We start from the raw sequence: 20,002 nt of genomic DNA, 5'->3' as shown, positions 1-20,002 counted from the left end.
CGCTGGATGCGCCGGATCTGTCGTGGTCGTCGTGGTCGTCATGCGTCGCCCTCCAGGTCGCCCTCGAGCTGCAGATAGGTCGCGCGGAGCTGCTCCAGGGTCGCGGGGTCCGGCTCGGCCCACAGGCCCCGGTCCGCGGCCTCCAGCAGCCGCTCGGCGATGCCGCGCAGCGCCCAGGGGTTGGACTTCTCCATGAACTGCCGGTTCTCCGGGTCGAAGACGTACTCCGCCGACAACTTCTCGTACATCCAGTCGTCGACCACACCCGCCGTCGCGTCATAGCCGAACAGATAGTCGACCGTTGCGGCCATCTCGAAGGCGCCCTTGTAGCCGTGCCGGCGCATTGCCGCCATCCACCGCGGGTTGACCACCCTGGCCCGGAAGACCCGGTGCGTCTCCTCGCCCAGCGTCCGGGTCTTCACCTGGTCGGGCACCGCGCTGTCGCCGACGTACGCCTCGGGGGAATCGCCGGTGAGGTGCCGGACCATGGCGACCATGCCGCCGTGGTACTGGAAGTAGTCGTCCGCGTCGACGAGATCGTGCTCGCGGGTGTCGATGTTCTTGGCGGCGATCTGGATACGGCGGAAGGCCGTCTCCATGTCCCCGCGCGCGGCCCGGCCGTCCAGCCCGCGCCCGTACGCGTAGCCGCCCCACACCGCGTACACCTCGGCCAGGTCGGCGTCCGAGCGCCAGTTGCGGGCGTCGATGAGCGGCAGCAGCCCGGCCCCGTACGCGCCCGGCTTGGAGCCGAAGATACGGGCCGTGGCCCGTCGCCGGTCGCCGTGCTCCGCGGTGTCCTCATCGGCGTGCGCCCGTACGTAGTTGGCGTCGGCCGGCTCGTCCAGCTCGGCCACCGCCCGGACGGCGTCGTCGATCAGCGCGACCACATGCGGGAAGGCGTCCCGGAAGAAGCCGGAGATGCGGACGGTCACATCGACCCGAGGCCGACCCAGTTCCTCCACGGACACGATCTCGAAACCGGTCACCCGGCGCGAGGCGTCGTCCCACACCGGACGGCAGCCCAGCAGCGCCAGGATCTCGGCGATGTCGTCGCCCTGGGTGCGCATCGCCGAGGTGCCCCAAACGGTCAGGCCCACGGACTTCGGGTAGTCGCCCGTGTCGGCCAGATAGCGCGCGATCAGCGAGTCGGCGAGCGACTGGCCCACCTCCCAGGACAGCCGGGACGGAATGGCCTTGGGGTCGACGGAGTAGAAGTTGCGGCCGGTCGGCAGCACATTGACCAGGCCGCGTGTCGGCGAGCCGGACGGCCCTGCCGGGATGTAGCCGCCGTTCAGCGCGTGCAGCACGTTGCCGATCTCGTCCGTCGTACGGCTCAGCCGCGGTACGACCTCCTGGCACGCGAACTCCAGTACGGCTGCAGCCTCCGGCAGTTCCTGCCCGCCCAGGACCTCGGACACCAGGCCGGGCACAGCCGCGGCGTCCCAGCCGAGCTCCTCCATGCCCTCCGCGAGCCGCCGGCACAGCTGCTCCAGCAGATCGATGGCGTCCGCGCCCGTACGGGAAGGACTGCCCGTACGCGACAGGCCCTCGCTGCCACCGCCACCGCCACCGCCACCGTCGCCGCCGCCGTCCCCGGAGCGGGCGAGGAGCGGGCGGTCCACCAATTCGGTCAGTTCCACCGGCACCTTCACCGCCGCACCCGGCTCCGCCAGCAGCTCCTTCTCCACCAGCCCGAACCGCTCGGCGAGAGCGGCCCGCAGACCCGGCAGCGCGTCCGCCTTGCCGCCCCACACCTGCGAGGCGCGCAGCACGGCGAGCACCAGGTTGACCCGGGCCTCGTCGACCGGTCCGCCACCCAGGATGTGCAGACCGTCGCGGATCTGCACATCCTTGATCTCGCACAGGTAGCCGTCGATGTGCATGACGAACTCGTCGAAGGCGTCGTCGTCCGGCTGCTCGTCCACATGCAGGTCGTGGTGGAGCTCTGCCGCCTTCACCAGTGTCCAGATCTGGGCTCTCACGACCGGGGCCTTGGTCGGGTCGAGATCGCTGACCAGCGCGTACTCGTCGAGCAGTTGCTCGAGCTTGGCCAGGTCCCCGTACGTGTCGGCGCGCGCCATCGGCGGCACCAGATGGTCGACCACGGTCGCGTGCCCCCGGCGCTTGGCCTGGGTGCCCTCGCCGGGGTCGTTGACGATGAACGGGTAGATCAGCGGCAGTTCGCCGAGAACGGCGTCCGGTCCGCAGGACGCCGACAGCCCCAGGCCCTTGCCCGGCAGCCACTCCATGGTGCCGTGCTTGCCCATATGGACCACGGCATCGGCCCCGTAGGTGTTCTCCAGCCAGCGGTAGGCGGCCAGATAATGGTGCGAGGGCGGCATGTCCGGGTCGTGGTAGATGGCGATCGGGTTCTCCCCGAAGCCGCGCGGCGGCTGGATCATCACCACGACATTGCCGAACCGGAGCGAGGCCAGCACGATCTCGTCACCGTCGACGTACAGCGAGCCCGGCGGTTCGCCCCAGTGCTCCAGCATCCCGTCACGGAGCTCGGGTTCGAGCCGGTCGAACCACTGCTGGTAATCGGCCAGCGGCACGCGCGCGGGTGCCGCCGCGAGCTGCTCCTCGGTCAGCCACTCGACGTCGTGACCGCCCGCGGCGATGAGCCGGTGGATCAACTCGTCGCCGTTGTCCGGGACGGTGACATCCGGTTCGCCGTCGCGCGGGCCCAGCTCGTACCCCGCCTCGCGGAGCGCGTCGAGCAGCCGCACCGCCGACGCGGGGGTGTCGAGACCGACCGCGTTGCCGACCCGGGCGTGCTTGGTCGGATACGCGGTGAAGACGATCCCGACCTTCTTCCCGGCGTTCGGGGTGTGCCGCAACTGCGCGTGACGTACGGCGATTCCGGCGACCCGCGCCGCCCGCTCGGGATCGGCGACATACACCGGTACGTCGTCCTCGCCCGGCTCCTTGAAGGAGAAGGGCACGGTGATCAGCCGGCCGTCGAACTCCGGAATCGCCACCTGCATGGCCGCGTCCATCGGCGACAGCGCCGCGTCCGACTTCTCCCACGCGGCCCGCGAGGAGGTCAGACAGAGCCCTTGGAGCACCGGCACATCGAGCTCCGCGAGAGCGCCCACGTCCCAGGCCTCGTCATCGCCACCGGCCGAGGCGTCGCTCGCGCGCGTGCCGCCCGCCGCCAGCACGGTGGCGACGATCGCGTCCGCCCGCCCCAGCAGCTCGAAGAGCTCCGGGTCGGCGTCGCGCAGCGAACCGCAGTACACCGGCAGCGCATTGGCGCCCCGCGCCTCGACGGCGTCGCACAGCACATCCACGAACGCGGTGTTCCCGGACAGCTGGTGCGCCCGGTAGAAGAGCACCCCGACCGTGGGGCGCGAGGGATCCTGCGCGCGCTCCCCGTGGACCCCGTACGCGGGCATCTCCCGCGGCGGTTCGAAGCCTTCGCCGCTCATCAGGACGGTGTCGGACAGGAACCGCGCCAGCTCCGCGAGGTTCGACGGGCCGCCCTCGACCAGATAGCGCAGCGCCTCGGCCACGACACCGGCCGGGACCGACGACTCGGCCATCAACTCCGCGTCCGGCACGGACTCGCCGCCCAGCAGCACGGTGGGAACGCCGGACGCGCGCAGCGCCGCCAGCCCGTCCTCCCAGGCGCGTTTGCCACCCAGCAGGCGCACGACGGCGAGGCTCGCGCCGTCGAGCAGTGCGGGCAGTTCCTCGGCGACGTCCACCCGCGTCGGGTTGCCGATCCGGTACGGGGCGCCGGAGGCACGCGCCGCCAGCAGGTCGGTATCGGCGGTGGAAAGCAGCAGGACAGTGCTCACGGTGCTCCCGGGGCAACGAAGGGGAGACCGGACGGTGGTCCGGCCTCGATCAAGCGCATCAGCGCGTCGGTATCCGCGTGTTCTTCGATCAGGTCGCCCAGCCGGTCCAGCTGCTCCTCGCGCAGCTCACCGAACGACGTGTCCGGCGCCGGTACGAAGCGGCGCCCAGCCGCTTCGGCCACCCGGCGCAGAAAGGCTCTCCTGAAGCCGTCGCACTCCAGCGAGCCGTGCCAGTGGGTGCCCCAGACCGCGCCCTTCCGGCAGCCGTCGAGGCCATTTCCCTGTCCGTCGGTAATGAACGGTTCGTCCGCCGCCCCCACCTCGGCCACACCGTGGTGGATCTCGTATCCCTGCACCGGTTCCCCGAGAGCCTCGCCCACCGGCCGCGCCAGGGTCTTCCCGGCCGCGAACCGGACGCGTACGGGCAGCAGTCCCAGCCCGTCCACGGTCCCCGCCCGTGACTCGACGTCGTCCTCGATGCGTTCGCCCAGTATCTGGAAGCCGCCGCAGATGCCCAGCACCGGTCGGCCCTCCGCGGCCCGCCGCGCGACCGCGTCCGCGATCCCGTTCCCGGTCAGCCACCGCAGCGCCCGCACCGTGCCGCGGGTCCCCGGAAGTACGACGAGATCCGCGTCGACCAGTTCCTCCGGCCGGTCCACGAACCGCACCACCACGCCCGGTTCGGCGGCCAGCGCGTCCACGTCCGTGAAGTTCGACATCAGGGGCACAGCGACGACGGCGATCCGCAGCACGTCCTCGCCGTGCGGCGGCGCGACGGCCGGGGCGCCGCCGGCTCCTGTTCCGAAGGACGACCGCAGCCCGTCCTCCTCGTCGATGCCGAGCCCGTGCGCGTACGGCAGTACGCCGAAGGTCCGCCGACCGGTGAGCCCGTGCAGCATCTCCAGCCCCGGCTCCAGCAGCGACACATCCCCCCGGAACTTGTTGACCAGATACCCGGCGACGAGCGACTGGTCCTCGCGGCTCAGCAGCGCCGTGGTACCGAAGAAGGAAGCGAAGACGCCCCCGCGGTCGATATCGCCCACCACGACCACCGGCAGCCGCGCAGCCCGCGCCAGGCCCATGTTCACGATGTCCGTCCGCCGCAGATTGATCTCCGCCGGGCTTCCGGCCCCCTCACAGATCACCGCGTCATACGTGCCCCGCAACTCCTCCAGGCACGCCACCACGGTCCCGAGCAGCTCCTCCTGGCGGCTCGCGTACGGCTCCGCCCGCCCGGCCGCCGCGGCCGACGGCGCCTTCCCCGGGGCCACGACTTCCCCGAAGTACCCGCGAGCGCTCATCTCACCGACCGGCTTGCCCAGCAGCACGACCTGACTGCTGCGGTCGCCGCCCGGCTTGAGCAGCACGGGATTCATCAGCGCCGTCGGCTCGATCCGCGCGGCCGCCGCCTGCATGGCCTGCGCCCGGCCGATCTCCGCGCCCTCGCGCGTCACAAACGAATTCAGCGACATGTTCTGGGCCTTGAACGGTGCGACGGAGATGCCCTTGCGGGCGAGCCACCGGCAGATGCCCGCAGTGACCACACTCTTCCCCGCGTCCGAGGTGGTGCCGGCGACCAACAGCCCGCCACCGGGGCGGCTTCCGCCTCTCGTGCCACTCATCGCTTCCCCTTCCCTGCGCCCGGAACGAGCCGGGCACCCGGGTCCCGTACGGCAGCGGCGCCGCCCCACGCCGTACGCCGCGCCCGCCGCGCGCTCAGTGCGCCGCACAGCAGGCGTCCGGCCAGGCAGACGCCCAGTGCGGCCGCGCCGACGCGCTGCGACAGCCGCACCGCACGGTCGATGTCCGCTGAGGCCACCGGCCGGTTCTCCGCGCCGAGTACGGGCCGGTGTTCGGTCCGGCCCGCGTACGCGAGGGTGCCGCCGAGCCGGACTCCGAGCGCGCCGGCGAATGCCGATTCGACCGGTCCGGCGTTCGGGCTGGGGTGCTTGCGCGCGTCGCGGCGCAGTACACGCCAGGAGCCGCGCGGATCCGGCCCGGCCAGCACCGTGAGGGCGGCGGTGAGCCGTGAGCCGGGGAAGCCCAGTACGTCGTCGAGCCGGGCCGCGGCCCAGCCGAAGCGCAGGTGGCGCGGCGACCGGTGACCGACCATCGCGTCGAGGGTGTTGACCGCGCGGAAGCCGACCAGGCCCGGCACGCCCGCGACGCCGCCCCAGACCAGCGCACCCACCACCGCGTCCGAGGTGTTCTCGGCGACGGACTCCACGACGGCGCGCGCGATCTGCTGCTCGTCCAGGGCGTACGGGTCCCGGCCGCACAGGTGCGGCAGCCGCTCCCGGGCCACCTCGACGTCCCCGGCGGACAGCGCACTTCCCACGGCGCGCGCCTCACGGCCCAGCGACGCGCCCCCCAGTACGGCCCACGTGGCGGCGGCGGTCAGCGATACGACGGCGGCGGGGGAGTGGCGTACGGCGCGGGTCAGTCCGGCCGCCACGGCCACCGCGCCGCCCACGCACAGCGCGGTGTGCAGCGCGCCGGATCCGCGGTGGTCGCGCCACAGCCGGCGCTCCACGGCCGCCGCGGCCCGTCCGAAGGCGGCCACGGGGTGCCCGCGCCGCGGATCGCCCGCGACGAGGTCGCCGGCGAAGCCGAGGGCGGCACCGCACGCGAAGGCGTGATCGGTACGCATCGGATCAGATCGCCGTCACGCCTCGGCGGGGTGGCACGGGTGCATGGTCCACCCTGCGCACCGTCCGCCCGGACCCGGGGGCAGCCCCATCACCCGTACGGATGGCGGAGGAGCATCGTGGGCCGGAGGGGGCTCCTGAAACATGCCCTGGGGACGGATGGGGTGTACGGCGGCGGCCGGGCATGGCGACATGTCCTCACTCAGGGTCCGCGCCCTGGTTCGACGTAGCCGGCGGTGAGAGTCTCCTGGCTCCCGGATCGGCGCATCCCCCGGCCTTCCAACCCGTCTGTACGGGCCGTGACTTCTCGGGTGGGGGAGCGCTCCCCGGTGACAGTGGCGGGACCGCGCCGGATTCGCACCGGCTTCCTCTCCTGCCGCCGTTTGGCTCCGGCAGTCCACCACGCCCCGGGGAGCCCGTCAACTTGCCTTTGACCTGCGACGGGAGAGTGTGCGAAGGCCCACACACGGGCCGGATCGCCGCGTCGAGTCGGCTCCGAGCCGGAAAGTGCTGATCGAAGAATCGAAAAGTCGGCTCGGTCAGTGACCGACGCCGGGCCGTCCGGGCGGCCGGTGGTCCAACAGCACCGCGGGGCCGGAGCGCCGTTCGGCACTCCGGCCCCGTGGTGCGGTGGGACGTCCCGCGGTCAGGCGACGATCAGATGGATCCCGTAGGCGACGGCGGCAACGCACAGCCCGAAGCAGGCGTACGCCCCGGTGCGCGCGAGCGATGTGGCGCCGGCGGTCGCGGCCACGGCCGCCGTGCCGTCCGGCTGCGGCAGGCCCTGCTGCTTGCGGGAGATGCCGACGATCCCAAGGGTGAACAGGCCCACGATCCCGACGGTCACCACGAGGCTGACGCCGAAGACCTGGCCGAGTGCTGCCCAGTCGATGTCCATGGCGGTTGCTTTCCTTATCCGGACTCAGGCCTGGGCTAGGCCGTGGCCTTGACGGTGGCGGGCTGGTGCGGGTCGGCCGTGTCGCCGGCGAGGGCAGCGGGCTCGGCCTCGGCGGTGGAAGCGGGCGCGGAGCCGGCGGAGTGCGCGGCGCCGCGGGACTGCGGCGGGGCGACGGTCCGAAGGCCGGCCGTGATGACGCCGACCGGCTCCGCGGTCCCGTCCTCATTGACGTTGGTGTGGTCCACCGCATTGCGGCGGGCGAACCACCAGATCGTGCCGCACGCGGCGAGCGCGAGGACCGCGACGGCGGCGACGCCCCAATTGCCCAGGCCCGCCAGCAGTGCGGCGGCCGCCGCGACAAGACCGGCGGCAGGCAAGGTGAGCCCCCACGCGGCGACCATGCGGCCGGCCGTGGACCAGCGGACCAACCCGCCCTTGCGGCCCAGGCCGGAGCCCATGACCGAGCCGGAGCAGACCTGGGTGGTGGAGAGCGCGAAGCCGAGGTGCGAGGAGGCGAGGATGACGGTCGCGGCGCCGGTCTGGGCGGCGAAGCCCTGCGGCGGCTGGATGTCGGTGAGGCCCCTGCCCATGGTGCGGATGATCCGCCAGCCGCCCAGGTACGTACCGAGCGCGATGGCCACGGCGGCCGAGACGATCACCCACGTCGGAGGGTCGGCCTGTGGGGCGACCACGCCGCCGGAGATGAGAGCCAGGGTGATCACACCCATGGTCTTCTGCGCGTCGTTGGTGCCGTGGGCCAGCGAGACCAGTGCAGCCGAGGCGATCTGCCCGGCGCGGTAGCCCTTGGCGGTGTCCTTCTCGTCCCGGTTCCGGGCGATCCGGTAGGTGAGCCGGGTCGCGGCCATGGCGGCGAGCCCGGCGACGAGAGGCGCGGCCACTGCCGGGATCAGGACCTTCATGACGACCGCGTCGGCGTTGACGGCGCCGATGCCGACAGACGCGACGGTCGCGCCGATGAGGCCGCCGAAGAGCGCGTGCGAGGAGCTGGAGGGGAGGCCCGCCAGCCAGGTCAGAAGGTTCCAGATGATTGCGCCGACAAGGCCCGCGAAGATCACTTCGGGCCGGATACCGGAACTCTCGTCGATGATGCCGCCGGAGATGGTCCTGGCCACCTCAATGGAGAGGAACGCGCCGATCAGGTTCAGGCCCGCCGACATCGCCACCGCGGTCTTGGGCCGGAGCGCCCCGGTGGAGATGGTGGTGGCCATGGCGTTGGCGGTGTCGTGGAAGCCGTTCGTAAAGTCGAACACCAAGGCCGTGATGATCACGATCCCGATGAGAAGCGTGATGTGTTCCATTCACCCAGGCAATCAGCTCGATGGTCAGTGCACGGCGAACGTAGGGATATTGAGTGAACGGAAGGTGAACTCAAGGGGGCTTTGCGGTGCCGCTGTTCGGCGGTGCTGAGCGGCGGCACCGCGGGGCTCGACCTCCGGGTGTCCCGCGGCCTGGATGCAGGCCGCGGGGATTCAGCCGCGGGCAAACCGTTTGAGCTGCTTCAACGACCCGTTCCAGGTGTCCTGGTCGCCCGGCAGTGAGCCCGAGTTGCTCCGCTGCCAGAAGGACCAGTACGACCAGCCCGCCGGCAGACTCCCCGGCGACGAGCCCCAGCGCGCCAGCCACAGCGCGTGATTGTGGCCGAAGGCCTTGCTCCGCCCGGTGCAGTCGTTCCACCAACGGGCTGTCGTGTAGATCACCGGCCGTCGGCCGGTCTTCCGCTTCACCTCGTTGCTGAACGACCTGATCCAGCTGACCATCCTCGTCCTGCTCAGGCCGTAGCACCTCGAGCCGTACGGATTGTTCTCCAGGTCCACCGCGGGCGGCAGCGTCCGGCCGTCCCGGCTCCAGTTGCCGCCGTGCTTCACGAAGTACCTGGCCTGGGTCTTGCCCGAGGACCTGTGCGGCAGGGCGAAGTGGTACGCCCCGTGCAGCAGCCCGGCCTTGAACGAACCGGTGTACTGCTGCGCGAAGTAGGGGTTGCGGTAGGTGGTGGACTCGGTGGCCTTCACGTAGACGAACTTCGCGCCTTTGCTCTTCGCCTTCGACCAGTCGACATTCCCCTGGTGGGAGGACACGTCGTGGCCGCGCGGCTTCGTGGCGGCGGAGGCCGGGATCTCGGCGAGGGCTGCCCCGCCGAGGGTGAGTGTGGCGACGGCGACTGCCAGCAGCCGCCGTCGGCGTCGTAGTCGTAGAGGTGTTCGGTCACGAGCCATGATGTCCCCCGGTGGCGACGGGCATGACAAATCGCCCTGAGACTACTCGAAGAACCATCAAAAACATGTGATATTCGGCAATAGCGATCAGCGTGTCACTAACCCGGGCATAAGGGTCAAATGGTGGATGCCTCCGCCCCGCGGTTCCCGTGGTGCGGAAGTTCGCCACCGGCACGCCAGGGCTGCCAGGATCGGTCCGGAGGTGAGGGCATGGAGGAGCGAGCCCCCGTGGAGCCCGTAGAGCCCGTGGAACCGTCGCAACCCTTGGCGCAGGCCTGGGCCGACCTCGTCGCCACCGCGCGGCGGACCGTCGCCGACGGCCTGGTCGTCGGCACCTCGGGCAATGTGTCCGTGCGCGTCGGAGAGACCGTGCTCGTCACCCCGACCGGAGTGCCGTACGACCGGCTCACCCCGCAGGACGCGGTCGGCGTCGGCCTCGACGGCCGGCAGATTCTCGGCGAGCTGAAGCCCACCAGCGAGCTGCCGATGCATCTGGCCGTCTACCGCAACACCCCGGCCGCGGCCGTTGTGCACACCCACGCCGTGCACGCCACGGCCGTCTCCGCACTCGTCCCCGAACTCCCGCTCATCCACTACATGGCGGCGGCGCTCGGCGGCCCCGTACGCGTCGCCCGCTACGCCCTCTACGGCAGCGAGGAGTTGGCGGAGAACATGCTGCAGGCGCTCCGCGACCGCAGCGGCTGCCTGCTCCAGAACCACGGCGCCGTGGCGTACGGCAGCACACTCGCGCAGGCGTACGACCGCACCGCACAGCTGGAGTGGATGTGCCAGGTCTGGCTTGCCGCCCGGGCCGTACCCGGACACGCCCCCAGCCTGCTGTCGCGCGGTCAACTCCGCGACGTCGAGGAGAAGCTCCGCGGCTACGGCCGACAGAACTGACGCCGCCGCTGCCGCCCCGCGGGCGGTCACCCGGCCGCTGCCGCCCGCTGGCCGCGGGGCCCCCGCACGCCCACACTGGAAAGGATGCGCCTGCGTACAGCGGCGGCCGCGGCCGCCACCACCGTGCTGGGTGCCGGCGTGGCCGCGGTGGCGGCCGGGCGGTACGTCAGCGACGCTGCCCTCAAGCCCTCGCGCATCCGCCCGCTGCCGAGCGACCCCAAGCTCACCGTCCACGCCACCGCGGCAGGCCAGGTCACTCTGACCCGCAGCCTCGCGTCGCTGCGCCCGGGAACGTACGGGCTGACAGGCGGGGACACCCACGCGATCGTCGGGCCCGTCATCGAGAACGCCCCGCACCCCGCGGACTCGGTCGTGCGCCGCCTCGAACTCGTCACGCACGGCACGCTCGAGCCGGGTGCCCGGCTGTGGCTCACCCCGCAGGTGTACATCGGCAACCCGCGCGACGCGCTCGGCCTGGACCACGCAGATGTGGACATCCCCGGCGAACTCGGCGCGCTGCCCGCCTGGTTCGTGCCCGGCGCCCGCGAGACCTGGGTGATCACCGTCCACGGGCTGGGCACCGGCCGCGAACATCCCATGGTCGTCATGCCCTTCCTCGCGGAGCAGCGGTTTCCGGTACTGGACCTCGCCTACCGGGGAGACCTGGGAGCCCCGCGCCTCCCGGACGGCATCGGGCACCTGGGCAATACCGAGTGGCACGACCTCGACGCGGCCATCCGCTACGCGGTGCGGTACGGCGCAGAGACCGTCGTGCTGTACGGCTGGTCGACGGGCGCCACCATGGCGCTGCACGCCGCCGAGCGGTCCGCGCTGCGACCGCGGATCAGCGGCATCGTGCTGGACTCGCCGGTCCTCGACTGGCGTGCGACCGTACGGGCCCTGGCCGTTGCCGACGGCACGCCCCGCGCGCTTCTGCCGCTGGCCGTACGTGCCGCGCAGGGCCGCACAGGACTGGACGCCGGAAACTTCGCCGAGGTGCCGGATCCCGACCGGCTGGCCGTACCCGCCCTCGTCCTGCACGGCCCGGACGACAGCATCGCCCCCTGGGCCGCCTCCCGCGCACTCGCGGACCGCCGCCCCGATCTGGTCACCCTGCACACGGTCGAGCGGGCACCGCACGCGGCGATGTGGAACGCGGACCCGGAGGGCTACGAGGAGGCGCTGCGCCGCTTCCTGACACCCTTGATGTAACCGGCCCACCCCCGCACCGGTACCGCACCGCCCGCACCTGCGCCGCACCGGCTTCGTACGTGTGCAGCAATGCTCGTGCCGCGGGGCCCGTGCGTGGCGCGCCGCGTCACGCCCGCACTGGCACTTGCGCCGCACCGGAGCCTCGCGCGTGACGCGGGCACTGTGCCCGGGTTACGTCCACACGCTGCCTGTGTCGTGGCCGCGCGCGTGTGTGCCGGGCCCCGTGCCGACCGAGTCTGTACGGGTCCGCTCCGCGCCTGCGCCGGGCCGCACCGTGCGTTCGCCGGCCCCGGCACCGTGCTTTGTGTGCCGGGCAAGCGCCGCATACCCCAGCCGACACGGTGCCCCGGGTCTACGCCGAGCCTGTTTTTCGCGTCCGCCCCCACGCGTGGTGCAGGTGCCCGAGCCAGTCGGTCCGTGCCGGGTTCGCAAAGGTCCGCGAGGGGGCGTGCGCGGGGGGATTCGTCCGCACCGCGTCGGTGCGAGAGGACACGTTCGCACCGTCCGTCCCGGGCGCGTGTGGCGTGCTCGCGCCGGCCGGTCCGTGCCGGGTCCGTACCGAGCCGGTCCCCGCCTCGGTGCGCTGGGACACGTCCGTTCCGGGCCCGCTCCTCGCCCGCGCCGCGCAGGTGCGCGGTGGTAACGCCGCTGGTCCGCCGCCCCTTCCGTCGGCCGCCGCACGCATCCGGCCTGTCCCCGGAGAGCTCGCGTCCTGAGACGGCAGCTGTCGGGGAACGCGTGCGCACGGATTCCGATTGGGCTTTCGGGCCGCCAGCGGGAAGACTGCTCCCGTGACGTCCCGTACTCCGCGCGACTCCCGGCTCCGCCTTGTTCCCCGACGACCGATCGCCGCCGCCGGCCGAGCCGTGACCAACCGGCGTGCCCGACCTGCGCCGCGCCCGCCCGCGGGCACGCCGCCCCGCGCGGAACTGGCGCGGCAGGCGCGAGAAGGCCTCGCCGACGCCGTACGGATTGCCCGCTGGGCCGATGCCGAACAGGGCCGCGGCGCCCGGCTGGGGCCCGGGTGCACCGGGGCCCTCTGCGACGAAGCGGCCGAAAGGGCCGCGGCCCGGCTGCGGCTGACCCCCCGCCAGGTGCGGGCCGACTGGGACCGCGCGCGGCTCGCCGGGCTCGTCGAGCTGCACGGCGACACGGCGCGCCCCGGCTGGCGTCTGCAGGCCTGGGACCGTGACGACAGCGCCGCCCTGCGCGGCTGGGTCGCGCTCTTCGACGCCTGGTCGCTCGCACGCCCGGCGCCCGCCGCGTTCGCCCCGGCCGCCGTCGGGGAGGTCGTCGAGGCCGTACCCCAACTCCTCTCGCTGCTACAGCTCTCGGCCGGGCCCGTCCTGGTGTCCGCGCTGATGGACATGCTCGAACAGCGAGTCGCCGAACTGCGCACCGAGCGCTGCGAGGTCCCGTACGGCCCGGACGACGCCCCGGGCCCGGAGCCGTCTGCCGCCGACGGGCCTCCCCCCGCCGCCCTGCTGGACTGGGTGCTCGACGCCCTCGCCTCCGTCGGGGCCCTGACCCTCGGCGAGGGCCAGGCCACACTCACTCCGCTCGGAAACTGGGCCGTTTGGGTCAAGCTCGAACAGATCTGCGTCGCCGCGCAGAGCCCCGCGGGTAACATCGAGCGATCCGCCGAGGACATGCTGCGCGGCTGTGCCCGCCTCACACCGGGCCCCGCCCGGGACGAGTACCGGGCGTGGCTGGCAGCGCGGCCGGTCGGCAGCGCTGTCCACGAACTCCTGGACACCGCACGCGGAGACGACGCGCTGCTGCGCGGTCTCGCCTTCGAGGCGCTGCGGGTGGTCGGCGCCCCCGCCGAACCGGCTGTACGGACCGTGGTCGAGGAGCCCGGCCTGCGGCCGTACGCCCTCCTGTGGCTGGCCGAGCAGGAAGGCGGGGACCCGGAGGACACGCTGGAGGTGCTCACCCGCCAGGAGGCCACCTGGCTGTGGATCGACACCGCGGCCGCCGTCGCCGACCACGGTGAGGGCCCGCTGCTGGTGCGCCACCTCGACTCCGCGGTGCAGGGCACCGTCCCGGCGCTGCTCGACGAGGTACGCGCCGTCGGCCATCCCCGCACCGTGCAGGTACTCGTCGCCCTGGCAGCCGCCCATCCCGACCCGGCACTCGCCAAGGCCGTGCGCCGGGCGGCCTTCCAGGTGCACACCGGAGGCGTCTGAAGGGCGTGACGCGGACGGGCACGGCTTCCGCAACTGCCGTGCCTGCCCTGGACATCCCGCCCTGAACAGCGTGCGGTAGCAGATGCTCGGGGAGCGCCGTGGTCCGAGCGCCGCGGCAGGGGCAGGACAGGTGCGACACGCCGGACGGGACGGGAGAACAGCCCCTACGCCCCGCCGCCCCCGGCAGGGGCGTATGTGCCGAAGCTCCACACATTGCCCTCGGCGTCCCGCGCCATGTAGTCCCGCGAGCCGTAGTCCTGATCGGTCGGCGGCATCAGGATCTCGACGCCGTGCGCCGCGGCCTTCCGGTGGTGCGCGTCGACGTCCTGGACGACCACATAGATGCCCGCGGGCCCGCCGTTCCCCAGAGTCTGCGCGAAGATGCCCTCCCTGCCCTTCGAGCCGAGCATCACCACGCCGTTGCCGTAGCTGAGCTCGGCGTGGGCGACGACATCGCCCTCACCCGTGTAGACGGCGTCCGCGGTGAAACCGAAGGCCTCGGTGAGCAGTTTGATGGCCGCCTGCGCGTCCGCGTACAGCAGCGTCGGGTAGATGGTCGGCCGGTCCGAGCCGGTGCCTGCCATGTCGTTCACTCCTCTTCTGAGGCGCTCTCGGCGGGAGGTTTCGCCCAGCGCGGTCCGTGCCGTCGTCGCCGGGAAGACGCTGGAAGGCCCTCCCGGAGTCACGCGGACGGGCGTCGCGTCCAGGGCCCGGCATGATGAGCACGCCCCGCATGAGCGCGGAGGACTCTGCCCGGGTGCCCGGTTCGGCAGCGCGCCGCCCCACCCCGAGTATGGGTGAAACGCATCACTTCGTCCTTCGGTGCTGCTCCGGCAGCGGTGCCTCCGGCCGCACCGGCGGCACCGTCCCGACCTGGACGGTGGAGCTGATCCGGCGACAGCCCGGCCGGATCCGCGCCGCATCACCGCGTAACGCGCACCGCCGGGCGGTGAGATCCCCGGCCTCCGCCGGAAATGGAGTTGCATACCACCGCTAGACTCCTTCCCATGGCAACTCTCCTTGTGCATTAGACGGCGTCGACCGACCTCCGCCCGTCGCCCGCCCCGCCCGTTTCAACGGTTCGCTTCGCGCGGCGCGCCACCTCTCGTCCCGACGCCCGAATCCTGCCCTGGAGTCCTTTCCGTGATCACTGCCACCGGCCTCGAGCTGCGCGCCGGCGCCCGTGTCCTCATCGAGTCCGCTTCCTTCCGTGTCGCCAAGGGCGACCGCATCGGCCTCGTCGGCCGCAACGGAGCGGGCAAGACGACTCTCACCACGGTCCTCGCAGGCGAGGGCGCTCCCGCGGCGGGCAGCGTCACCCGCTCCGGCGAGGTCGGCTACCTCCCGCAGGACCCCCGTACCGGAGACCTGGACGTCCTCGCCCGCGACCGCATTCTCTCGGCCCGCGGCCTCGACTCCGTGCTGCGCAAGATGCGGGAGAACGAGCAGCGGATGGCCACCGGCCAGGGCGCCACGCGTGAGCGCGCGATGAAGAAGTACGAGCGGCTGGAGACCGAGTTCCTCACCAAGGGCGGCTACGCCGCCGAGGCCGAGGCCGCGACCATCGCCGCCAGCCTCAACCTGCCCGACCGGGTTCTCGGCCAGCCGCTGCACACCCTCTCCGGCGGCCAGCGCCGCCGCGTCGAACTCGCCCGGATCCTCTTCTCGGACGCCGACACCCTGCTGCTAGACGAGCCGACGAACCACCTCGACGCCGACTCGATCGTCTGGCTGAGGGACTTCCTCAAGACCTACCGCGGCGGCTTCGTCGTGATCTCCCACGACATCCAGCTGGTCGAGACCGTCGTCAACAAGGTCTTCTACCTGGACGCCAACCGGTCGCGGATCGATGTGTACAACATGAGCTGGAAGCAGTACCTGACCCAGCGCGAGTCCGACGAGAAGCGCCGCAAGCGGGAGCGTGCCAACGCCGAGAAGAAGGCCGCCACCCTCAACTCCCAGGCCGACAAGATGCGGGCCAAGGCCACCAAGACCGTGGCCGCGCAGAACATGGCCCGGCGCGCGGAGAAGCTGCTCTCCGGCCTCGAGGAGGTGCGCCGGTCCGACAAGGTCGCCAAGCTGCGCTTCCCCGACCCCGCGCCCTGCGGCAAGACCCCGCTCACCGCCGAGGGCCTGTCGAAGTCCTACGGCTCCCTGGAGATCTTCACCGACGTCGACCTGGCCATCGACAAGGGCTCGCGGGTCGTCATCCTCGGCCTCAACGGCGCCGGCAAGACCACCCTGCTACGGCTGCTGGCCGGGGTCGAGACGCCCGACACCGGAGCCGTCACCCCCGGCCACGGGCTCAAGCTCGGCTACTACGCGCAGGAGCACGAGACCCTCGACCCGGACCGGACGGTCCTGGAGAACATGCGTTCGTCCGCCCCGGACCTCGACCTGGTCGAGATCCGTAAGACGCTGGGCTCCTTCCTGTTCTCCGGGGACGACGTCGACAAGCCGGCCAGAGTGCTCTCCGGCGGTGAGAAGACCCGCCTCGCGCTCGCGACCCTGGTGGTCTCGTCGGCGAACGTCCTTCTCCTCGACGAGCCGACCAACAACCTCGACCCCGCCAGCCGCGAGGAGATCCTCGGCGCGCTGCGCACCTACGCCGGTGCGGTCGTGCTGGTGTCGCACGATGAAGGCGCGGTGGACGCTCTCCAGCCGGAGCGCATCATTCTGCTGCCCGACGGTGTCGAGGATCTCTGGGGCCAGGACTACGCGGACCTCGTCGCGCTGGCATGATCCGCCCGGTTCTTCCGGCCTGATCCACTTTCTTCTGGATCATTCGGCCGATGCGTGATCCATCATCTGAGTGAGTCCGGGTCGTACTCCGGCGCGCCGTGACCGTGGGTTCGCAAATCCGTGGTGTATGCACCCTCTGACCCGCCCTGACGTACGGCTACGGCGCTGACCTGGACCTTCGCCGCCGACTGCACACAGTGACGAATTTCCGGCAGTGCGGAATAGGGGACTCCGGATGGGTGGCTCCGTACCGGGCTCGGAAAGGTTGTCGTATGGACCTTGCCGAATGGGTGGCCAGGAAGCCCCCGAGGGGTGATCATGAGAGTCCAGAGCGCACTTCCCATGAGGAGGCACGGGTGGCCGAGACTCTGAAGAAGGGCAGCCGGGTTACCGGCTCCGCGCGCGAAAAGCTCGCGGCTGACCTGAAGAAGAAGTACGACTCCGGTGCGAGCATCCGTGCCCTGGCCGAGGAAACAGGCCGGTCGTACGGGTTCGTCCACCGGATGCTCAGCGAGTCCGGCGTGACCCTGCGTGGTCGCGGCGGAGCCACGCGGGGTAAGAAGGCCGCCTCGGCCTGACGAGGTAACCCCAGCGGGAGCGGGCAGTGCCACCCGGTCGGTCGACCGGTCGTCCGGGTGGTTACTGTGCAGTCAACTTAGCTGGCTGACTGCGGCCCACGGAGGTACCTCATGACCCTGCTGGACAAGGACGGCGTAAGGCTCACCGTTGACGACTCGGCGACGGTGGCCACGGTGACCCTGGCCAACCCCGTCAAGCGCAACGCCCAGTCGCCCGCCCTGTGGCGGGCCTTGAGCGAAGCGGGGCGGCTGCTGCCCGGCAGTGTCCGGGTGGCGGTGCTGCGCGGAGAAGGCACGTCCTTCTCCGCCGGGCTCGACCGGCAGGCGTTCACCCCCGAGGGCTTCGACGGCGAGCCGTCGTTCATCGAGCTCGCGGGCGGCTCCGACGCCGTTCTCGACGCGACCATCGCCGAATACCAGGAGGCGTTCACCTGGTGGCGGCGGAACGACCTCATCACCGTCGCCGCCGTACAGGGGCATGCGATCGGCGCGGGCTTCCAGCTCGCCCTCGCCTGCGATCTGCGTGTCTGCGCCGACGACGTTCAGTTCTCCATGCGTGAGACCAGCCTCGGACTTGTCCCGGACCTCACGGGCACGCACCCCCTTGTCGGACTCATCGGCTACGCCCGCGCGCTCGAAATCTGTGTCACCGGGCGTTACGTGCAAGCCCCCGAGGCCGAGCGAACGGGCCTCGCCAACCTCGTCGTACCCGCATCCGAACTCGACGCCGCCGTGCAGGATCTGACGGCGGCGCTGCTGGCAGCTCCGCGCGATGCCGTGATCGAGACCAAGGCACTGCTGCGCGGCGCGACCGACCGTACGTACGAGGAGCAGCGCGTGGCGGAGCGTGCCGCGCAGGCACGGCGGCTCCGGGACCTGGCGGGCATCGCCGAGTAGCGGGTCCCGTCCGGCGGATCGGGGTCCGGCGGATCAGGCCGGACGGCGAACGTGCCGACGCGGCGGAGAGCCCCTTGAAGGGCGCGGATTCACCACTCGTCCAGGGCTCGCGCAGGCCGGGCGGCGCCGGCGTCCGCACTCGGCCGCGGCTCGACCGCCGTCACCAGGACGGCAACCGTGACCGGACCGGGGGCGTCGCCGGCAGCCGCAGCGGCCACCACTGCCCGGACATTGCGGGCGACGTCGAGTGCCCGTTGTCCGGCAGTGACCGCCAGCTGCACCTGGACGCGCCGCCGCGGCGGATCGTCGTCGTCCTTGATCTCGACCGGGTGTCCCTGCCCTGCCCTGATCCGGGACACGGCAAAGCCCAGGGTCGCGGCGAGGCGGGCCACACCGGGCACGGCCGCCGCCGCTTCACCCAGCTCCACGGTCGGTTCCCGCACCGGCACGGGCCCCGGTGCCAGCCGCGGGCCGGGGGCGGGCGCCTGATCGGAGGCCGGTGCGGGTTCCCCGGCCACGGCGCCGGAACCCCGGGACGTCGCCGCGCTCGGCTCCCGTCCGGGCTCCGGCTCGTCGATCAGGCCTGTCACACGCAGGTCGACCTCGGTTGTCACCAGGCCGAGGCGTGCCTCGGCCGCCTCGAACAGCACCCGGCGCAGCTGTTCCGCCGCCTCGGGCAGCGGTAGCAGGGCCGAGGCGGAGAACTCCGCCTCGATACGGAGCGGACCGGGCGGCAGGGCGCTCACCGGACCGACAACAGCCGGTTCCGGCGCCGAGTCCGGGTCGGCGAGGGAGACCCGGACCGCCTCCGGGCGGATACCGGGCCACTCGGAAGCCGCGTCCATCAGCACCTGGCTCGCCGCCTTCTCGGTGATCCAGGAGCCGTCGGCCGGTCCGCCGAGCGGGAGAATCCGGCCAAGACCGAGCTGCTGCCGTACCGCCCGGGCCCATCCGTCGGCCGCCACCGGCTCTCACCCCTGTTTCTCGCGTTTCCCTGCGCTTCGTTTACGTACAGCCTGCCGCAATCGGCTCCCTCGGTGCCGGTCCCACGCGTGCCGCATCCCTGAAGCGGTACGGGGCAATCACACTTAGTGTGGGCAATGGAGCGGAATGCCGCTTCTCTCCTTCGGAAGGGATGACCGGCCATGACCGATACCGCACAGCGGAACCGGCCCGAGACCCCCAACGTGGAGTCCCCGGGCGACAGGCAGCGGAAGGAACCGGGGGGCAGGAGCGGGGGCGGAGCGCCGGCTTCCCGAGGCCGTACCACCATTGCCGATGGAGTCGTGGAGAAGATCGCCGGGCTGGCCGCCCGCGAGGTCGTCGGTGTCCATGAGATGGGCAGCGGGCTGTCCCGCAGCCTGGGGGCCGTACGGGAACGCGTTCCCGGCACGAGTGGCAGGTCCCCCACCCGCGGGGTCAAGGCCGAGGTCGGTGAGGTGCAGACGGCCCTCGACCTGGAGATCGTCGTCGATTACGGCGTCTCGATCATGGAGGTCGCGGCCGCCGTTCGGGAGAACGTGGTTGCCGCGGTCGAGCGCATGACCAGCCTTGAAGTCGTCGAGATCAACATCGCCGTGAGCGATGTGAAGCTGCCGGAGGAGGAAGAGGAAGAAGAGCCCCGAATCCGGTAGGCGGTGGCCGCAGCGGAGTTTCACCGAGCAACCGGCGCAGGCGTACGCAGACGTAATCGAAGGAGCGCACGATGAGCATGGCCGGACTCGGCTTGATCGCCGGGATGGCACTGGGCTTCGCCGGATACTTCGGTGGTTTCGGGGCCTTCCTCCTGGTGGCGGCGCTGGGTGCCGTCGGATACGTGGCCGGGCGGTTCCTGGAGGGCGATCTGGAGCCCGGCGACTTCTTCCGTCCCCGGGAGCGCAGTGAGCGGCGGCGGTGAGCGG

Annotated in this window: 16 protein-coding genes and 1 riboswitch; of the genes, 8 read left to right on the top strand and 8 right to left on the bottom strand. The window is 71.9% G+C overall.

Annotated features, from left to right (window positions below):
- Positions 1 to 38 precede the first annotated feature (38 nt).
- From cobN to ABZW18_RS01085, 6 genes are all read right to left on the bottom strand, one after another.
- Positions 39 to 3,803: a cobaltochelatase subunit CobN gene (gene cobN, locus ABZW18_RS01110; protein ID WP_356180260.1), complete on the bottom strand. Its 3,765-nt coding sequence runs from the start codon at positions 3,801 to 3,803 to the stop codon at positions 39 to 41.
- Positions 3,800 to 5,425: a cobyric acid synthase gene (locus ABZW18_RS01105; RefSeq protein WP_356180257.1), complete on the bottom strand. Its 1,626-nt coding sequence runs from the start codon at positions 5,423 to 5,425 to the stop codon at positions 3,800 to 3,802. The genes cobN and ABZW18_RS01105 overlap by 4 nt, the downstream gene beginning before the upstream one ends.
- Positions 5,422 to 6,453, bottom strand: coding sequence for a cobalamin biosynthesis protein (locus tag ABZW18_RS01100; RefSeq protein WP_356180254.1), 1,032 nt, complete (start codon positions 6,451 to 6,453; stop codon positions 5,422 to 5,424). The genes ABZW18_RS01105 and ABZW18_RS01100 overlap by 4 nt, the downstream gene beginning before the upstream one ends.
- A gap of 238 nt (positions 6,454 to 6,691) precedes the next feature.
- A riboswitch (cobalamin riboswitch) is annotated at positions 6,692 to 6,823 on the bottom strand.
- Between the two features lie 274 nt (positions 6,824 to 7,097).
- Positions 7,098 to 7,349: a hypothetical protein gene (locus ABZW18_RS01095; protein WP_356180251.1), complete on the bottom strand. Its 252-nt coding sequence runs from the start codon at positions 7,347 to 7,349 to the stop codon at positions 7,098 to 7,100.
- A 35-nt stretch (positions 7,350 to 7,384) separates the two neighbouring features.
- Complete coding sequence (locus tag ABZW18_RS01090; protein ID WP_356180249.1) at positions 7,385 to 8,668, bottom strand: inorganic phosphate transporter; 1,284 nt, start codon at positions 8,666 to 8,668, stop codon at positions 7,385 to 7,387.
- Between the two features lie 171 nt (positions 8,669 to 8,839).
- Positions 8,840 to 9,583, bottom strand: coding sequence for a lysozyme (locus ABZW18_RS01085; protein WP_356180246.1), 744 nt, complete (start codon positions 9,581 to 9,583; stop codon positions 8,840 to 8,842).
- A 228-nt stretch (positions 9,584 to 9,811) separates the two neighbouring features.
- Between ABZW18_RS01085 and ABZW18_RS01080 the strand changes: the two genes are divergently transcribed.
- From ABZW18_RS01080 to ABZW18_RS01070, 3 genes are all read left to right on the top strand, one after another.
- Entirely contained in the window at positions 9,812 to 10,483 is a 672-nt protein-coding gene (locus ABZW18_RS01080) for a class II aldolase/adducin family protein (protein ID WP_356180243.1), read from the top strand.
- Positions 10,484 to 10,567: 84 nt separating this feature from the next.
- Positions 10,568 to 11,695, top strand: coding sequence for an alpha/beta fold hydrolase (locus ABZW18_RS01075; RefSeq protein ID WP_356180241.1), 1,128 nt, complete (start codon positions 10,568 to 10,570; stop codon positions 11,693 to 11,695).
- A 791-nt stretch (positions 11,696 to 12,486) separates the two neighbouring features.
- A complete protein-coding gene (locus ABZW18_RS01070; protein WP_356180238.1) occupies positions 12,487 to 13,884 on the top strand; it encodes a hypothetical protein in 1,398 nt (465 codons plus the stop codon).
- 164 nt (positions 13,885 to 14,048) lie between these two features.
- Here the strand turns inward: ABZW18_RS01070 and ABZW18_RS01065 are convergent, their stop codons facing one another.
- On the bottom strand, positions 14,049 to 14,468 hold the full coding sequence (locus ABZW18_RS01065; protein ID WP_356180236.1) for a VOC family protein: 420 nt from the start codon (positions 14,466 to 14,468) through the stop codon (positions 14,049 to 14,051).
- Between the two features lie 559 nt (positions 14,469 to 15,027).
- Here ABZW18_RS01065 and abc-f point away from each other — a divergent pair.
- The 3 genes from abc-f (at position 15,028) to ABZW18_RS01050 (ending at position 18,101) form a co-directional block, all read left to right on the top strand.
- On the top strand, positions 15,028 to 16,626 hold the full coding sequence (abc-f, locus tag ABZW18_RS01060) for a ribosomal protection-like ABC-F family protein (RefSeq protein ID WP_356180233.1): 1,599 nt from the start codon (positions 15,028 to 15,030) through the stop codon (positions 16,624 to 16,626).
- A gap of 356 nt (positions 16,627 to 16,982) precedes the next feature.
- Positions 16,983 to 17,204, top strand: a complete 222-nt coding sequence (locus ABZW18_RS01055) for a helix-turn-helix domain-containing protein (RefSeq protein WP_030544574.1) — start codon at positions 16,983 to 16,985, stop codon at positions 17,202 to 17,204.
- Positions 17,205 to 17,315: 111 nt separating this feature from the next.
- Positions 17,316 to 18,101, top strand: a complete 786-nt coding sequence (locus ABZW18_RS01050; RefSeq protein WP_356180230.1) for an enoyl-CoA hydratase/isomerase family protein — start codon at positions 17,316 to 17,318, stop codon at positions 18,099 to 18,101.
- An 89-nt stretch (positions 18,102 to 18,190) separates the two neighbouring features.
- Here the strand turns inward: ABZW18_RS01050 and ABZW18_RS01045 are convergent, their stop codons facing one another.
- Positions 18,191 to 19,066 carry a hypothetical protein gene (locus ABZW18_RS01045; protein WP_356180227.1) on the bottom strand — a complete coding sequence of 292 codons (876 nt, stop codon included), beginning with the start codon at positions 19,064 to 19,066 and terminating at the stop codon, positions 18,191 to 18,193.
- A 180-nt stretch (positions 19,067 to 19,246) separates the two neighbouring features.
- On the opposite strand from ABZW18_RS01045, the gene ABZW18_RS01040 reads away from it, so the two are divergent.
- Together ABZW18_RS01040 and ABZW18_RS01035 are read left to right on the top strand one after the other, a co-directional pair.
- Positions 19,247 to 19,735, top strand: a complete 489-nt coding sequence (locus ABZW18_RS01040) for an Asp23/Gls24 family envelope stress response protein (RefSeq protein WP_356180224.1) — start codon at positions 19,247 to 19,249, stop codon at positions 19,733 to 19,735.
- A 71-nt stretch (positions 19,736 to 19,806) separates the two neighbouring features.
- Positions 19,807 to 19,998 carry a hypothetical protein gene (locus ABZW18_RS01035; RefSeq protein WP_356180222.1) on the top strand — a complete coding sequence of 64 codons (192 nt, stop codon included), beginning with the start codon at positions 19,807 to 19,809 and terminating at the stop codon, positions 19,996 to 19,998.
- Positions 19,999 to 20,002 lie beyond the last annotated feature (4 nt).

Source organism: Streptomyces sp. NPDC004647, from assembly GCF_040609575.1.
Lineage (GTDB): Bacteria > Actinomycetota > Actinomycetes > Streptomycetales > Streptomycetaceae > Streptomyces.
The sequence above is the reverse complement of the archived record's forward strand: the minus strand, read 5'-3'. Positions and strand labels throughout refer to the sequence as shown.

Excerpts from the sequence above, each read along its gene's own strand:
- ABZW18_RS01105 (WP_356180257.1), bottom strand. The coding sequence starts at position 5,425 with ATGAGTGGCACGAGAGGCGGAAGCCGCCCCGGTGGCGGGCTGTTGGTC.
- ABZW18_RS01100 (WP_356180254.1), bottom strand. The coding sequence starts at position 6,453 with ATGCGTACCGATCACGCCTTCGCGTGCGGTGCCGCCCTCGGCTTCGCC.
- ABZW18_RS01095 (WP_356180251.1), bottom strand. The coding sequence starts at position 7,349 with ATGGACATCGACTGGGCAGCACTCGGCCAGGTCTTCGGCGTCAGCCTC.
- ABZW18_RS01090 (WP_356180249.1), bottom strand. The coding sequence starts at position 8,668 with ATGGAACACATCACGCTTCTCATCGGGATCGTGATCATCACGGCCTTG.
- ABZW18_RS01085 (WP_356180246.1), bottom strand. The coding sequence starts at position 9,583 with ATGGCTCGTGACCGAACACCTCTACGACTACGACGCCGACGGCGGCTG.
- ABZW18_RS01075 (WP_356180241.1), top strand. The coding sequence starts at position 10,568 with ATGCGCCTGCGTACAGCGGCGGCCGCGGCCGCCACCACCGTGCTGGGT.
- ABZW18_RS01065 (WP_356180236.1), bottom strand. The coding sequence starts at position 14,468 with ATGGCAGGCACCGGCTCGGACCGGCCGACCATCTACCCGACGCTGCTG.
- ABZW18_RS01050 (WP_356180230.1), top strand. The coding sequence starts at position 17,316 with ATGACCCTGCTGGACAAGGACGGCGTAAGGCTCACCGTTGACGACTCG.
- ABZW18_RS01040 (WP_356180224.1), top strand. The coding sequence starts at position 19,247 with ATGACCGATACCGCACAGCGGAACCGGCCCGAGACCCCCAACGTGGAG.
- ABZW18_RS01035 (WP_356180222.1), top strand. The coding sequence starts at position 19,807 with ATGAGCATGGCCGGACTCGGCTTGATCGCCGGGATGGCACTGGGCTTC.